The following is a 15,233-nucleotide window of genomic DNA, read 5'->3' as shown; positions in this document are numbered from 1 at the left end:
ATGAAAGCCTTTGCGCTGGCCTTGCTCGTTTGTCCGCTGGTGGCCGCGGAGCCGGTCTGGAAACAGGACGGCAACCGTTCGGTTGAGCTGGGCGGGGACGACGGGAAGATCGCCCGGTTCGTGCTCGATGCCGCACCGCGCGATCCCCACTTCGACATCCTCGCGACGGCGGACGGGCGCAATACCGTGTGGGTGTCGCCGCCGGATCACATCTGGCACTACGGCCTGTGGTTTTCGTGGAAGAAGATCAACGGCGTGAACTTCTGGGAGACCGACAAGGAGTTTCGGCAACAGGGCCGCAACGAGATCCACGATCCGTCGATCGAGGTCGGTCCGGACGGCGCCATGGCCACGATTCGCTACCGCGAGCTTTCCCATCCCGATCCGGAAGGGTCGGCGGTGCTCGAGGACCGGGTCACGATCGAGATCACCCGGCCGACCGGGGATGCCGGTGTGAAGGTCGAGTGGCGGATCAAGACCACGGCGCTGGCGGAGGTGGTGCTGGATCGCACGCCACCGCCCGGCGAACCCGGAGGGCGCGACTGGGGCGGCTACGGCGGATTTTCCTGGCGTGGCGCGAAGGATTTCAAGGCGGTGGGTTTTCTCGACAGCGAAGGCCGGCGGGACGGGGCCGCCCACCGGGAGCATTCGGACTGGGTGAACGTCTCGGGTTCAATCGAAGGCCGGCCCGCCGGATTGCTCATCGTCGACGATGCGGGCAATCCGCGCCATCCCCCGAGCTGGTATGTCACCGGTCGCCCGGACCTGCCCTTCTGGTATGCCAATTCGGCGCTGCTTCAGGAGGAACCGTTGAAGATGGGGAAAGGCGAGTCCTTTACCCATGTCTATCAGGTGATGGTCCACGACGGTCGCTGGGACGCGGCGCGTTGTGCGCGCGAGGCTGGTGGTGATGAGGCGGACGGGGAGTAGATTGACCGTTTCTTTCACCCGTCAGCACCTGGCGACGACGAAGACCAAAGCTTGGATGACGCTTGTCGTGACGCAGCACCAGAAATCGTAGGAGGGACTGGTTCTCTTCGAAAATTCAGTGGTAAGGGAACGATCTGAGGGAAGCCCGCCTGCGGATATCTCCCTCCTCAACAAAGTGGAACCTACGCGGGTTCTCAATGACCTTTGCCGCAGTTGCCTCCGCTTCCTCAAAAAAACGATTCCCGAGCTTTGTGCCCCCCTCCGACTCGTAGTAGGAGATCGCTGCACTGAGATCCTTCTGGACCCAGCGGTGGTAGATGACCTGCATGGATCAGCGCCCCAAGCCCTGCTTGATCTCTTCCCAAGTGCGTCCGGCAGCAGGGTCCTCGTCGAGTTCCCTTGAGCGCCGCCGGGCTTCCGCAAGTCCGTCGTCATCTTCCACAAGCACAGCCGGTAGCGAGCCAAGAAGTTCCGCTGCGAGGGCGGCTCGATCGGAATCGGGGAGTTCGAGGGCGCTCTCCTGAATCTCCTTCAGTTTCATGAGCGCATTACCGTTAATGTTGCGGACCCGCACCGCCTTTATGGCCGCGCGCCGAGCGGAAAAGATAGAAACCCGTGTCCGCGTAGGTAGTCATCGGTCGCCCCTGGCGTCGTGAACCAGATCCGTTGCCGTGGATTCCAGCACTTGGTCCCCGTAGATCCCCCTCAAGCGGGCGGCGAAATCGGGCTTCTCCACCGGTCCGCGACGCCCGGCCGGGGAGAGGACCGCCACGGGTTGATTGCGACGCCGCACTTCGATGGTCTCACCGGACTCGACCCGCGCCAGGACCTTGCGGGTCTCGTGCTTGAGTTCGCGAATGCTGGTTCGTTTCATGTGTGACCCAAAAGGTGGGTCAATGACGAACCCGTCGCACGGATCGCTACACGGTGGCCTGCCCGGCGGTGGCGGGCATCGTGGTGGCGGGCATTTTTCCCTTCGGCTCCGGCAGTTCGTCGATCGGCCGGGTGAAGGCGTTTCTGAGCTCCAGCCAGAGCCAGGTGCGGATCCCGCGCAGGATGTGGCCCATGACCTTCGGGCCGCCGACGAAGGAGATCTTGATGTACATCCGCTCGTTGAGGTTGTGGCGGCCGTAGGTGCCGTTGGCGATGCGCTTGCGGGCAAGGCGCTCGAAGCGGCGGTTGTAGAAGGCCATGAAGCGGGCGAATCCCGCCCCGATCGGGCCGTCGTAGGGCATCTTCGAGAACTCGCGGTCGGTGAGGCGGTAGACCAGCTGCACCGGGCCGATGAAGTAGGTGCCGATATCGAGGTGGAAGGCCGCGCGCATCAGGTCGGCATCGCCGAGATACTGGTATTTGTTCCGGTAGAGCGCGTTGAACCAGCGGTGGTACGATTGTCCGAACTGCTTGTTGTGATGCGCGAGATCCATCTTCACGCAGTCGCCCCCCAGGGCCTTGAGGATGATCTTGTGGGCGGCGTAACTCCCATGGGCGCAGTAGTCGAGGCCCTGCGAGTAGAGGGGATCCATGAAACCGGCGGCATCGCCGGCACAGACCCATCCGTCGCCACAAACCTCGGTCGAGTAGTAGGGCAGGTTCTTGTAGATCCGCGCATCGTACTCCACCGGCTCGGCATGCTCGAACATCAGGCGTCCGATCGGGTGGGTCTTGAGGTGCTCGAGCACGCGCTGGCCGACCGGGCCCTCGGAGGGCGGGGTGAAAAGCCGCTCGTCCCAGGTGACTCCGGCGGAGAACTCGCCGTTCGAAAGGGGGATGATCCATGACCACCAACCGCGGCCCATCAGGTGGTTCGTCGCGCTGCCGCGGGAGACCGCCGGACCGTCCTTGAGGGCGGGAGCGAGTTGGCGGGCCTCGTTGGAGTCGATGTCGCGGACATTGCGGAACCGGACCCACATCGAGTGAACGGGATGGGCGTCGAGCGACCGGATGGTGCCGCGCTTGCGGCCGATCATGGCGGCCTTGCCGGAGCAATCGGCCACCCAGTCGGCCCGGATGGTGCGGGTCTCGCCGTCGGCCTTGAAGGTCAGCGTGTTGTTGCCGGCGCCCCCGAGTTCGAAGCTCTTCACGGTGGCGGGCCTGATCAGCTCGCAGCCTTCCCCGACGGCGGTCTCCAGCATGTGCTGGTCGAGTTTCGAGCGATCGAGCTGGTAGGTCGGGAAACGCGCCTGGGAGAAGGGGCCGATCTCGGTGCACGCGTTGGGGCAGTCGTTGTCGCCGGAGTTGAACCACATGCGCAGTCCGTGCTTCTGGAAGTGCTCCCGGGAGAGGTAGTGGGAGAACCCGAGCACCTTGGTGAGGAAGCATCCCGACACTTCCGAAGTGGATTCGCCGATCTTGCGATCGAACACCTCGGTCTTCTCCAGCAGGAGAATGCGCGTTTCGGGACGGGTCCGCTTGAGCAGCAACGCGAGTGACGACGCGGAGAAGGAGCCTCCGATGATGACAAGATCGTAGTCGGTGGGGGGCATCTCGGCGGGCGCTACCATGACGGACACCATCTTAGGCCCCATCGCCAAGGGCGCAAGCGGGAGTGCGTTTGGCGGAGGAAGAGAAAAGGCCCGCCGGTCCGGCGGGCCTTGGGTGGGTCATTCGGAATCCCCGGCGTTCCCGTCCTGGTCTTCGTCGCCGGTCTCTTCTCCATCGTCCCCTTCTTCCGGAAGTGGCGGGATGGCGATCGGCGGAGTGACCGCCTGTGCAGGGCGGCGGGCGGGGGCGGGGGTCGGGTTGGTGGGTTGGAGCATGGGCGGTACGCCGCCGTTTCCGGGAGTTCCGGCATTTCCAGGCGAGGCGGAGTCGGCGGGAGGTGCCGACTTGATCAGTCCGGTGCGGTCCTTGAGCAGGGCATCGACGGTGAACTTGGTCACGCGGAAGGTGCGTCCCTCGAGTTGCTTGGCGACTTCCAGCTTCTCCTCGAGTTCCTTCTTCCGGGTCTCGAAGGCTTCCTGGGCGTCCTTGGCCTGCTCCTCGGTCTCGTCCTCGGCGGGCTTGCGCTCGTCGGGGATGTCGGCGGTCACGACGACGTTCAGCAGGTAATCCTCGCTGCCGTCCTCGGGGCCGAAGGTCACGTTGTAGGTGAAGCCCTCGAACGTCTCGATCACCGCCTGCTGACGCTGCGGCTTGAGCCAGGCCGCCTCGACTTCATCGGCCGGGACCAGATCCTCGAAGCGGGCGTAGGAGAAGAGGTTTTTCAGCGGATTGGTGGCGGCGGTGTCGAGTTCCTCGTTGTCCTTCCGGCCTTCGAACTCGAAATCGCCGTCTTCGTCCACGCGGGTGAGCTTCCACTCGGTGGTGTTCTCATTGCCCGGCTTGCTCAGGGTGATCGACTGGATCTTCTCGACCCGCAGGAAGTCCTCGTCGAGCCACGAGCTGGGCTCGGCCGAAAGCATGGGGAACAGTTCGCTGGTGACGTAGATGCCGGAGGTGTCGGCATGGTTGCGGACGAAGCGCCCGGTGGCGCCGCCGCCGCCGAAGGGACTCATGGGGTTGGCGGCACCCTCGGTGTTCTTGCCGAAGCTGAGGCGGGCGAGTTCGGTGCCGGCATCGTTGGAGAGAACCAGGTCGATGCCGTGCTCGTCCGCTTCCTCCGCCTCGGGGTCCATGCCGAAACGCGGGGCAAACTCGGGGTCGGCCTCGATGCCCTGGGTGACCTTGACCTCCGCGATCGTGCGGAGGAGTTGGTTGACGTCGCTGACGTTGGCCGGGTAGTCGTCGCGGTTGCTGACAACCCACTGACCATCGGTGCGCTTCAAGCTCACCGAGTCTTCGGCGCCGGTGATGGTCATGGCGGCGACCTCGGTCGGCTTGAAGTCCGCGAGCAGGGTTTCACCCCGTTCGCGCTCGGTGGTGCTCTGATAGCCGTCGGACTTCGAGGAATTGACGATCGCGAGGGCGGCGACGAGGGCCGCGGCGACGATCCAGAGGACGATGACTTGCTTTTTGTTCATGGTCTTGCGGATGGGGAAGGGGTTTCAGCGGGCGCGGGTGCGGGTGCGGCGGGCGGTGAACAGCCCGAGTCCAATGAGGAGGATGGCCAGGGGGACCCCGGCAATGTTCCAGGTGATGATTTTCGCGGCGATCGCGTCCTTGTCGCGGCGAAGTCCCTTCTGAAGCTCGCGGATCTGCTTGCGCGCGTCGACCTCCTGCTTGCGGAGCTTGCGGATCTCCTCTTCCTGTTCGGGCGAGAGATACATTTCGGTGCCCTGGGTTTTCTGCGCCTGGAGTTCGTTGAGGCGCCGCTGGGCCTCCTGGGCTTCCTCTTCATACTCCTGGATTTTCTCCCCAACCGCCTGGTTGGCGTCGGCCTCCATCTCCCGGAAGACCGTGAAGGGCCGGCTGGTCGCCGCGCGGCTGCGGGACCCGATCAGGTGCGGCGAGCCCGCCGCCTGGTCGATGAGGTTGAAGAACAGCGAGGAGTTGCCGTTGATCGGCTGGGCGAGCTGGAGGTTGCCGAGCCGTTGCACCTGATAGGCGAACTGGTCGTAGAAGGCATCGACGTCCGAGATGAGGAAGACGTTTCCGGGCTTGGTGGCCTTGGTCAGGTGCGTTGGAGCGTCTTCCGCGCCATTCCCACCGTCATCGGCTCCACCGTCCTCGGATGCTTCTCCCGAGTCCGGAGATTCCTCTTCGCCGTCCTCCTCGTCGGCCGGAGCCGCCGGGTCGCCGTCGGGAAAGGCGGTCGTGAACTCGCCGCTCAGATGCGTGACGAGATCGTAGGACTTGGCATCGGGGCGGAAGCGGGTGATGAGCGTCGGGTCGAGACGCGAGGCGGGCATGTTGTCGATCAGGCCGGACTCATCGGAGGCCTTGACCAGCGTGTTCACGGTCACGCCGCCGCCGCCGGATTTCACCATGCCGCCGGGGAGGAAGAAGGTCACGCTGGCGAGATCCTTGGTGACGATGCTGTCCTCCTGGGGCATCCCCTCCTGAGGCACCGTGAGGACCGCGAGTCCGGGACGGTTCTGATTCATCATCGTCTGGTAGCGGCCGTCGCCCACGGTCTGGGTGGTGGACATCTCGATTCCCCATGCTTCGAGCAGGGTCGGCAGGGTGGATGAGGTCGGAGCGCCGCCGCCGCCCATCATCGGGTTGCCGCCACCGGTCATCTGGGCGGCCACGGAGAAGGGATCGATGCAGGCGATCACCGTGCCGCCCTTGAGCAGGTACTGGTCGACCGCGAACTCGGCTTCGGGCGTGATCCCGGCCGGGTGGATCAGCAGGACCACCTTGTATTTCTCGGCGTCGATTTCGCCGGGGGTCATGGTGAGGTCCTCGACCTCGTAGTTCTGCTCGAGCTGGTTGTAGATCACCCACGGCTGGCTCGGACGCTGGCCCGGCATGGTCGGGGGACCGCCGGCGAGTTCGAGGGCCGACATCACGCCGATGACCGGCTTGCGGGTGGCGCTGACCTCCGCGATGGCCCGGGAGATCTGGTATTCGAGCATCGTCTCGTCCTGGGGATTCAGGAACGGGATGGTCGTGGTGCGGTCGAGGCAGGAAACCGCCATGCCGAGGTAGACGTTCTCGTTGTTGATCGTCTGGCCGTTGATGCCGTCCAGGTTGGCGGCGTCCTCGGCGTCGGTGTCCGGTTCCGGGTCGAGGTTTTCGACGCGCAGCTTGCCGTCGGTCGAGAGGCTCTCGTATTCCGCGAGGAGGTCGTCGACCCGCCGCATGTGGAGCTTGAGGTCCTCCGGCATGTAGGCGGTGTTGCGCGACGCGTAGTAGCGGATCACCACCGGGGCGGCGAGTTCCTCGATGATCTTTCCGGTGCCTTCCGAGAGCGTGTGGATGCGGTCCTCGGTGAGGTCGAGGGTCTTGTGGCCGATGCCGAGTGAGGACACCAGCATGTTGCCGGCGATCACGATGACGAGCAGCGCCACGATCGCGAGGATCGCGCGGCTGACGGGGTGGAGGGTCTTGTCTTCCTGGCTCATGATGAAAGATGGTGGATGGAAGATGGTGGATTCGGGATGGAAGAATCAGGAACGTTTCGCGGAAAGGATCGCGCTCGTGCCGAGCAGCGAGGCGACGATGATGGAGGCGAACCAGATCAGGTCCTGGAGGCGGAAGGCGCCGCGGGCCAGCGAGAGGAAGTGGTCCCACACGCCGAGCGCGGTGATGGCGTCCTTGACCTCCGGCGAGAAGGTCTTCGAGTACTGCCGGACGAAGGGATCGAAGGTCGCGAAGACGAGGCCGATGCAGATCGCCGACGAAACGATCAGGCAGATGACCTGATCACGGGTGAAGGCCGAGACCAGCAGGGTGATCGAGAGGAAGGTGCAGGCCAGCAGGTAGGCCCCGATGTAGCCGGAGAGGATCGCGAGGTTGTCGGGTTCGCCGAGCCAGTTGACCGTGATCCAAATCGGGAAGGTCAGCGTGATGGCGATGAACCAGACGGTGGCCGCCGCCTTGAACTTGCCGAGGATGACCGACCACAGGGAGATCGGGTAGGTGCCGATCAGCTCCACCGTGCCGGTGCGGAGTTCCTCCGACCACAGGCGCATGCCGACGGCCGGCACCAGCACCATCAGGACGAAGGGCAGGTAGAGGAAGAAGGAGTAGGTCAGCGAGGCGTCACCCGCTTCGATGAAGTTGCCGAGGGTGAAGGCAAACACCATCGAGAGCAGCAGGAAGATGATGATGATGGCGTAGGCGATGGGCTGGCTGAAGTAGCTGCTCAGCTCACGCTTGTAGATGGTCCAGACGTCTTTCATGGTAAACTGAAATGCTGAAATGCTGAAATGCTGAAACGGGAGTGCTCAGGCGGCGTCCTCTTCGGGGGCTTCGGGTTCGGTGTCGCGGGTGGTGACCTGGCGGAAGAGATCGGTCAGCGAGCCGGTGCCCGACTTCGCCTTGAGTTCTTCGGGCGTTCCGTCGACGACGATCTTGCCGCGGTCGACGATCACCGCGCGGGTGCAGGCGGCCTCGACCTCCTCGAGGATGTGGGTGGAGAACAGGACGACCTTGGTTTCGCCGAGGCGGCGGATGAGCTGCCGGACTTCGTGCTTCTGGTTCGGATCGAGGCCGTCGGTCGGCTCGTCGAGGATCAGCACCTCGGGATCGTGGAGCAGCGACTGCGCGAGGCAGGTGCGGTGTCGGTAGCCCTTGGAGAGGGTGTCGATGGACTGGCGGGCGACACTTTCGAGGAAGCAGGTCTCGATGGCCTTGTCGACGGCCTCCTTTTTCGCCGCGCCCGAGAGGCCGCGGATCTCGGCGCCGAAGTTGAGGAACCCGGTCACCGTCATGTCGTTGTAGAGCGGGGCGGACTCGGGAAGGTAGCCGATGTGACGCTTGGCGGCCTTCGGGTCGTCGATCACCGAGGTGCCGCAGATCCGGATGCTGCCGGAGGTCGGCGGGAGGAATCCGGTGACCATCCGCATCGTGGTGGATTTGCCGGCTCCGTTGGGTCCGAGGAATCCAAGCACCTCGCCCTTTTCGACAGTGAAGCTGAGGTGATCGACGGCCAGTTTGGAGCCGAAGCGTTTCGTGAGGTTCTCGACTTCGATCATGGTGAAATGAGTTTCAGGCTTTATGCGTCCGACGTCGGCCATAGCGACACCGGCGAGCGGGGCTGTTTGAAAAAAGCCGCGGAGGACTTTTGGCAAGGGAAAAGCTCGATTTTGCGAAGGAGCGGACTCGCCGGGCGAAGCGGCCCGGGCAGTGCCATCGGCCCCGGGGTCAAGAACTCCGAAGCTGTGCGCCACGGCTTTGCGGTTGAGGCCGGGGGGGTGCGCGGCTAGGGAAGGCGGTGATGATCGCCGATGAGGTCGAGCTGAAGCTGGAGTTCGAGACCGCTCCCTTCCTGCACTCGCTGTTTGCCAACGACACCGGCGAGCTGCGCTTTCTGGAGGAGGCATTGGGCGTCCGGACCGTGACCCGCGACGGCTGGTTGCTGGTCGTCGGTCCGCCCGAGGGGGTGGAGTCGGTGCGGCGGATTTTCGCCGACCTCGAGCAGGCCAAGCGGGGTGGGGCCGAGATCACGGCGAGGGATTTCCGGCTGGCGGTGGAGGTCGGCCGGCGGGGCGGGGAAACGGGAGTGAGCGAACTGACCGGAGTCCGTCTTCTCGGACGGCGCGGGCGCAAGCCGGTCGTGCCGAAGACTCCGAACCAACTCGAATACCTGCGGACGATCGAGTCCAGCGACGTGACCTTCGGGCTCGGCCCGGCGGGTACCGGAAAGACCTATCTGGCGATGGCCATGGGGCTTTCGATGCTGAAGGAAAAGCGGGTCCACCGGGTGGTCCTGACCCGGCCGGCGGTCGAGGCCGGCGAGGCGCTCGGTTTCCTGCCGGGCGACCTGCGGGAGAAGGTGGCCCCTTACCTGCGACCTCTCTACGACGCCATCCACGACATGATCGGCGCCGACGAGGGCGAGCGCTACCTGGAGGACGGCACGATCGAAATCGCGCCGCTGGCCTTCATGCGGGGACGCACCCTGGCCCGGAGTTTCGTGATCCTCGACGAGGCGCAGAACACCACCCGTGAGCAGATGTTCATGGCGCTGACCCGTCTCGGAGAGGAATCGCGGATGGTGGTGACCGGCGATGCCTCCCAGGTGGATTTGAAACCGGGAGTGCCGTCGGGGCTGGGCGAGGCGGTCCGGGCGCTCGAGTCGGTGAAGGGAATCGGCTTCGTCCGGTTCAGCGGAGAGGACGTGGTGCGGCATCCGGTGGTCGGACGCATCATCGAAGCCTACGAGTCGGCCCGCTCGACGAAATTGAAGTAGCGCGTCAATCTGACGCGCCCCTTGCTTTTGCCGATTGCCAAGCGGGCGGTCATCCGATACTCAGCCGCTGTCGAGGGGCGTGCCGGATCACGCCCCTCCGGCGTCTCCGGACGCCCATCGGAGTTCACTCTTTTGCCTGTGGGATTCATCGACGCATTCAAACGCTGGCGCCTCGCCCAAAGGGGTCTTTCCTCGGGTAAGAAGCGCCGGGTGCAGAACGACGATTCTGTATCCGTGTCCCTCGACCGTTCGCCGTGGGTTCGTTTTTCGCTGTATCTGATCTTTTGCGCGTCCGCGGGTGTGCTGGTGATGCGGGGAGTGATCGCCGCCACCGGCGACGGCCAGGAACCGCTGACCGCCGGCTTGTATGCCTTCTTCCTGGCGTTGAGCGCCGTGACGGTGATCGAGCTGAATCACCCCGCGGTGATCGAGCGGAACGGGCGGGTGATCCTGCTGCTCGCCGGAATCCTCGCCCAGCTCGGCCTGATCCATGCGGTGAGCCTGATCGTGAGCCTCAACCAGCTTCCGACCGGTGTCGGTCTGCTACTCACTCCCTTCGTCGTCGCCCCGATGGTGCACGCGGTGTTGCTGGGTGCGCGCTCCGGGGTTTTCTCGGCCGTGTATGTTTCCCTGCTCGGGACCCTGCTGGTGCCGGATGAGGGAAAGGCCCTGTTCCTGACCGTGAGCCTGCTGTGCGGTCTGGTCGCGGCGCTGGCCCTGCGCAAGACGCGCCGCCGCTCGCAGCTGCTGCGCGCCGGTCTCTACTCGGGCCTGATGGCCATCATCCTCGCCTCGGTCTTCGGGGTGATCGATTATGCCAATCTCGCCGGGGTCGATGCCATGAACGGTTGGAAGTTGTTCGGCCTCGCAGCCGGATCGGCGCTCGGTGTCGGGATCGGCACCGCGCTGCTGGTGGGCGGGGTGCTCCCGGTGCTGGAGGGGATCTTCCGGCTCACGACCGACATCAGCTGGCTGGAGTTGAGCGACCTGAATCACAAGCTGCTGCGGCAGATGCAGCTGGAGGCTCCGGGAACCTTTCACCACAGCCTGGTGGTGGCGTCGCTTGCCGAGTCGGCGGCCGAGGCGGTCGGCGCGAATGCCGCCATGTGCCGGGTGTGTTCCTACTTTCACGACGTCGGCAAACTCAACAAGCCGGAGTATTTCATCGAGAACCAGCACGAGGGGGCGGAGAACCCGCACGACTCGCTGACGCCGACCATGAGCGCGCTGATCATCGTGGCGCACGTGAAGGATGGGGTGGATCTCGCGCTCAAGCACCACCTGAACCCGAAGGTGATCGGCGTGATCCGCGAGCACCACGGCGATTCGCTGGTCGGATACTTTTACCGCAAGGCGCAGGAGCAGAAGCGCGCCGAGAAGGCCAAGATCGACAAGAAGCTGGAGAATCCCGAGGACCTGCCGAAGGTCGACCAGAAGAATTTCCGTTACCCGGGGCCGCGTCCGCGCAGCCGCGAGAGTGGCATCATCAGTCTCGCCGATGCGGTCGAGAGCGCCTCGCGGACCTTGAAGAAGCCGACGCCGGCCAAGATCCGGGCGCTGGTGGAGGACATCGTCGAGCAGCGCATCTGCGACGGCCAGCTGGACGACAGCGACCTGACCATGCGCGACCTCGCGCAGGTCAAGGAAGTCTTCTGCAAGACCCTGCGGAGCATGCTCCACAGCCGGATCGACTACCCCAAGGACGAGGAGAAGGGCCGCAAGTCGGACCTGACCCGGAGGCCTGACGAACCGAGGCCGACGAAGCGGGGGGATGCGACTTCGGGAGGCAAGCGTTCCGGCAATCCGCCCACGGCACGGGTCACGCCATGAAACTGGAGGTGCTGATCTGCGACCACCAGAGCAAGGTGGCGCTTCCTTCCGAGTGGCTGGTGGACCTCGAGTCGGCGGGTGTCCGGGCCTGCGGCTGGATCCGTGAAGCGCACCTCCTCTCCGGATCGGCTCCGCTGGCCGACCTCGAGTCGGTGGAGGTCGCCCTCGTCGACGACTCGGAGAGCGACCGCGTGCACCGCGATTTCATGGGCATCGACGGGCCGACGGATGTCATCACCTTCGAGCACGGGGAGATCGTGATCGGGGTGGAGGTGGCGAAGCGCCAAGCCGCCGACTACGAAGAGCCGGAGCTGAGGGAACTCCTGCGATACCTCGTTCATGGCCTGCTGCATCTGGCCGGGCACGAGGACGAGGAAGAGAATCAGCGGAAGCGGATGGAGGAGGTCCAGGAGAAGATCGTCGCCACCCTCTGGCAGGAGATGGGCTCAAGGTAGGGTGGCGCAAAGCGATGCGTTGCGAATGGATCGACGGGCCTCCGTCGCGTGGCGCACCGCCAGGGTGACCCAAGGTTTGCCGGGAAAAGACCGAAGCAGGAGCCTTGATCGACTCTCGCAAAGCATCGCTTTGCGCCACGGCTCAATCTTCTTCCGCCAGCATCCGTTCGCGTTCGCGGCGCGCCCGCTCACGGATCAGTGTGCGGATGGTGGCGACCAGGACGGTCGCGCTGATGACGAACACGATCGCCTGATAAGGGGCTGCCGGGCGATCGGGACTTGAGAGGGTGAAGAGCGCCGGGGCGCAGCGTGCGCCGGCCAGCAGGGCGAGAACACCGCCCCCGGCGATGCCGTGCCAGGTCGAGTAGAAGCTGAAGGCCGCGCAAATCAGCCAGCCGCCGCCGAGGGTGAGCGAGCCCTGCAGCAGATTCGGGTCGTCGAGCCGGGCATCGGCCGAAAAACCGACGGCCAGCGTGACCAGGCCGGCGATGAAAAGAATGATGCGCATGGATTCAGCTGCGGGAGATGACCTTTTCGAGTTCCTGCTCGAGGTGGTCGAGTTGCTGCGGGTCGGTGGCCTGGCCGCCGCCGGGCAGGGTGACGTAGAGCGTGTCGACCGCGGCGCCCTTCTCGGTGTTGATGCGGGCGTGCACGGTGTCGAGGCCCGCCTGGTTGATCACCTGGAACAGATCGTGGAGCAGACCGATGCGGTCGATTGCCTGCAGGTTGATCATGGTCGAGTTGCCGCCCGCTTCGTTGACGATGTGGGCCCGCACCGGGAAGGCGATGTCCGAGCGCTTTTCGGAGCGCAGCAGGTTCTTCTTCGGCTTGAGGTAGACGCCCGGATCGTAGTCATCGGTGTTCCCCAGCTCGGCGAGCGTGTCGGTGAAGCCCTGGCGCTGCCGTTCGTTGGTGACCGCGCCGAAGTCGGTGGTGCAGACGCGGAAGAGGTCGACGACGATGCCGTCGGTCCGCGTGTGGAAGTCGGCCGACAGGATGTTGATTTCCTGCGAGGCGAAGGCGCAGCAGACCTTCTGCAGGAAGTGCGGCCGGTCTCGCGAGACGATGACGACTTCGGAGCAGCCCCGGTCGGGGTAGTCCAACGAGCGCCCCACGCAGGTGAATTCGCCTTCGCGCTCGCGCTTGAGGAATTCCCGGATCGCCTTGAGGTGGATGGGCACCGTCTTCGGGTCGCGGAAGCGGAAGTAGCTGGCGGGCATCCTTTCGAAATGCTCGCGGATCTCGTCGTCCCAGCCCTCTCCCGCCGAGGCCCGCACCTGGTTCTCGAGTTCGGCCCGTTCGTCGGCAAGCTGCTTGGCGAACTTGGCCTCGCCGTGTTCGAGGAAGCGGCTCGCGGACCGGTGGAGCTGGCGAAGAAGGGCGGACTTCCAGCTGTTCCATGAGTCGGGGGACGTTGCCACCGAGTCGGCGTAGGTGAAGAGCATCAGCGCATCCAGGCGGCTCGCGGTCTTCATCAGGCCCGAGAAATCGGCGACGACCTGCGGGTCCTCGATGTTCTTGCTGGTCGCGTATTGCCAGAAGGTCAGGTGGTGGTCGACGAGGAACATGATCATGCGCCGCCGGTGTCCCTGCACCTGGAGCCGGTTGCAGAGGCGCTGGGCGAGCACCGCGGAACCGTCGATGTGCTCGCGGACATTCTCCGAGCGTCCGGTGTCGTGGAGGATGATCGCGAGATAGAAGGCGTAGGGGTCCTCGATGGCGTGGAGCAGGTCGCGGAAAAGCTTGAGGCCGGGGTCGTCGCTGTCGACCAGCGCGTCGATCGCCTCGATGAAGCGCAGCGTGTGCTCGTCCGCGGTGTAGCGGTGGAAGAACTCGTGCTGGACGAGACAGTCGAGCGCCCCGAACTCCGGCAGGTAGCGGCCGAGGAACCCGACCCGGTGCATCTGGCGCAGTGCCGCGCCGACCTGGCCCTTGCGGGTGAGGATATCCTTGAAGACCTCCCGGTTGGCCTTGGCGTAGCGGAAGGGGCGGTCGATGTCGCTCCAGTGCTTTTTGACCAGCTTGCGGATGGGCGGGCTGAGCTTGAGGTTCCGGACCTGGGTGTGGTGGAAGAGCCGCATCATCCGGTTGGGATCCTCGGCGAAGATCGCGGAGTTCGCCGGGTAGATTCTTCCTTCTCGCGCGATGAAGCCGTCGAACTCCTCACGTTTCCGGCGACCGATCGTGAGGAAGGAAACCAGCCCCCTGTCGCGGGCGTGCTCCTCCTCGATCTGGAAGATCTCCATCAACGAGGTGGTGTGCTGGTAGAGGTTCTTCGTGTGCCGGTAGTAGTCGCGCATGAAGGCCTCGGTGCGGCGGAGGATCGAGCGCTGCGGGTAGCGGAAATTGGTGGCGACGACCCCCTGCATGCGCAGCGTGAGTTGCTCCGACGAGCGTCCGGACTCGTAGTGGAGTTCGTTGCGGACGCGGTGCAGGAAGTCGTAGGCTTCCTCGATTTCGCGGTGGGCGGTGCGGGTCAGGATCCTGGCATCGACCAGCTGCTTGAGCTTGCGGTAGCCGCGCTTGGCGCGGGCGACCCAGCAGATGTTGTGATAGTCCCGCATGCCCCCGCAGCCTTCCTTCACGTTGGGTTCCTGCAGGAAGACGGTGCGCGAGTACTTCTTGTGGCGCCCTCTGAGGTCGTTGCGCCGCAGTTCGAAGAAGGCCTTCTGGCCCTTGGCGACCGCCTCTTTCTCGAAGCGCTGGCGGAACTGCGAGAACAGGGCCTTGTCGCCGGTGATCAGGCGGGCATCCATCAGCGCCGTCTTGTTCTCCTGGTCGGCGCGGGCCTGCTGGATGCACTCGACGATCGAGCGGCAGGCGTGGCCGACCTTGAAGCCGACGTCCCACAGGAGGTAGAGGATTTCCTGCACCAGTTCCTCGAGTTCCTTGGGCAGCTTGTTCGAGGCCCGCGGGAGCAGGAACAGCAGGTCGATGTCGGACCCGGGATTCAGCGTGCCGCGCCCGTAGCCGCCGACCGCGACGAGCCCGATGCTGACCTGTTCCGAACGCTTGAGGGCTGCGGTGCGGAAAATCTCGCTCAGGACCACGTCGAGGAGCTCGGAGCGGGCGCGGGCGATCTCGAGCCCCCCGGCGCCGCCCTTGTGGCGCAGGCGGATCCGGTGCTCCTCCAGCTTCATGAACTTCTTGAACAGCGCGATGCGCTCCGCAGGCGACAGCTGGCCTTTTCGGGCGGGCTTGAGCACGACCTTGGCGTGGTCGCTGAGATTTTTCAGGTGGGCGGACATCCGGTGCGGGGAGGGTGGAGTCTATTCAGG

General features: G+C 64.8%; 14 protein-coding genes and 1 pseudogene. 5 read left to right on the top strand and 10 right to left on the bottom strand.

The window, feature by feature from the left end; translation table 11 throughout:
- Entirely contained in the window at nt 1–930 is a 930-nt protein-coding gene (locus tag ACG2LG_RS15710; RefSeq protein WP_396260535.1) for a DUF6807 family protein, read from the top strand.
- A gap of 115 nt (nt 931–1,045) precedes the next feature.
- Here the strand turns inward: ACG2LG_RS15710 and ACG2LG_RS15705 are convergent, their stop codons facing one another.
- The 8 genes and pseudogenes from ACG2LG_RS15705 to ACG2LG_RS15670 all read right to left on the bottom strand — a co-directional run.
- Nucleotides 1,046–1,258 (bottom strand): hypothetical protein, encoded by a 213-nt coding sequence (locus tag ACG2LG_RS15705; RefSeq protein ID WP_396260533.1) that lies wholly within the window; start codon nt 1,256–1,258, stop codon nt 1,046–1,048.
- A 3-nt stretch (nt 1,259–1,261) separates the two neighbouring features.
- Nucleotides 1,262–1,471: an addiction module protein gene (locus ACG2LG_RS15700; protein ID WP_396260532.1), complete on the bottom strand. Its 210-nt coding sequence runs from the start codon at nt 1,469–1,471 to the stop codon at nt 1,262–1,264.
- Nucleotides 1,472–1,561: 90 nt separating this feature from the next.
- Nucleotides 1,562–1,804: a type II toxin-antitoxin system Phd/YefM family antitoxin gene (locus ACG2LG_RS15695; RefSeq protein WP_396260530.1), complete on the bottom strand. Its 243-nt coding sequence runs from the start codon at nt 1,802–1,804 to the stop codon at nt 1,562–1,564.
- 46 nt (nt 1,805–1,850) lie between these two features.
- On the bottom strand, nt 1,851–3,434 hold the full coding sequence (locus ACG2LG_RS15690; RefSeq protein WP_396260529.1) for an NAD(P)/FAD-dependent oxidoreductase: 1,584 nt from the start codon (nt 3,432–3,434) through the stop codon (nt 1,851–1,853).
- A 99-nt stretch (nt 3,435–3,533) separates the two neighbouring features.
- Entirely contained in the window at nt 3,534–4,892 is a 1,359-nt protein-coding gene (locus tag ACG2LG_RS15685) for a DUF4340 domain-containing protein (RefSeq protein WP_396260527.1), read from the bottom strand.
- A gap of 24 nt (nt 4,893–4,916) precedes the next feature.
- Complete coding sequence (locus ACG2LG_RS15680; protein WP_396260525.1) at nt 4,917–6,878, bottom strand: GldG family protein; 1,962 nt, start codon at nt 6,876–6,878, stop codon at nt 4,917–4,919.
- Between the two features lie 45 nt (nt 6,879–6,923).
- A complete protein-coding gene (locus ACG2LG_RS15675; protein WP_396260524.1) occupies nt 6,924–7,658 on the bottom strand; it encodes an ABC transporter permease in 735 nt (244 codons plus the stop codon).
- Nucleotides 7,659–7,787: 129 nt separating this feature from the next.
- Nucleotides 7,788–8,453, bottom strand: a pseudogene (locus tag ACG2LG_RS15670) (ABC transporter ATP-binding protein); the annotation flags it as partial.
- A gap of 6 nt (nt 8,454–8,459) precedes the next feature.
- On the opposite strand from ACG2LG_RS15670, the gene ACG2LG_RS15665 reads away from it, so the two are divergent.
- The 4 genes from ACG2LG_RS15665 (at nt 8,460) to ybeY (ending at nt 11,955) form a co-directional block, all read left to right on the top strand.
- Nucleotides 8,460–8,684 (top strand): hypothetical protein, encoded by a 225-nt coding sequence (locus ACG2LG_RS15665; RefSeq protein WP_396260522.1) that lies wholly within the window; start codon nt 8,460–8,462, stop codon nt 8,682–8,684.
- 11 nt (nt 8,685–8,695) lie between these two features.
- On the top strand, nt 8,696–9,670 hold the full coding sequence (locus tag ACG2LG_RS15660) for a PhoH family protein (protein ID WP_396260521.1): 975 nt from the start codon (nt 8,696–8,698) through the stop codon (nt 9,668–9,670).
- Between the two features lie 234 nt (nt 9,671–9,904).
- Nucleotides 9,905–11,500 (top strand): HD family phosphohydrolase, encoded by a 1,596-nt coding sequence (locus ACG2LG_RS15655; RefSeq protein ID WP_396260519.1) that lies wholly within the window; start codon nt 9,905–9,907, stop codon nt 11,498–11,500.
- Nucleotides 11,497–11,955 carry an rRNA maturation RNase YbeY gene (gene ybeY, locus ACG2LG_RS15650; protein ID WP_396260518.1) on the top strand — a complete coding sequence of 153 codons (459 nt, stop codon included), beginning with the start codon at nt 11,497–11,499 and terminating at the stop codon, nt 11,953–11,955. The genes ACG2LG_RS15655 and ybeY overlap by 4 nt, the downstream gene beginning before the upstream one ends.
- A gap of 142 nt (nt 11,956–12,097) precedes the next feature.
- Here the strand turns inward: ybeY and ACG2LG_RS15645 are convergent, their stop codons facing one another.
- The gene (locus ACG2LG_RS15645) at nt 12,098–12,463 is read right to left on the bottom strand and encodes a hypothetical protein (RefSeq protein WP_396260516.1); all 366 of its coding nucleotides are present in this window, start codon (nt 12,461–12,463) and stop codon (nt 12,098–12,100) included.
- 4 nt (nt 12,464–12,467) lie between these two features.
- On the bottom strand, nt 12,468–15,203 hold the full coding sequence (gene glnD, locus ACG2LG_RS15640; protein ID WP_396260514.1) for a [protein-PII] uridylyltransferase: 2,736 nt from the start codon (nt 15,201–15,203) through the stop codon (nt 12,468–12,470).
- Nucleotides 15,204–15,233 lie beyond the last annotated feature (30 nt).

Origin of the sequence: Haloferula sp. A504 (assembly GCF_044385805.1) — a bacterium.
Taxonomy (GTDB): domain Bacteria; phylum Verrucomicrobiota; class Verrucomicrobiia; order Verrucomicrobiales; family Akkermansiaceae; genus Haloferula.
Note: the sequence above shows the minus strand (reverse complement) of the source record. Positions and strands in the feature narration are given on the sequence as shown.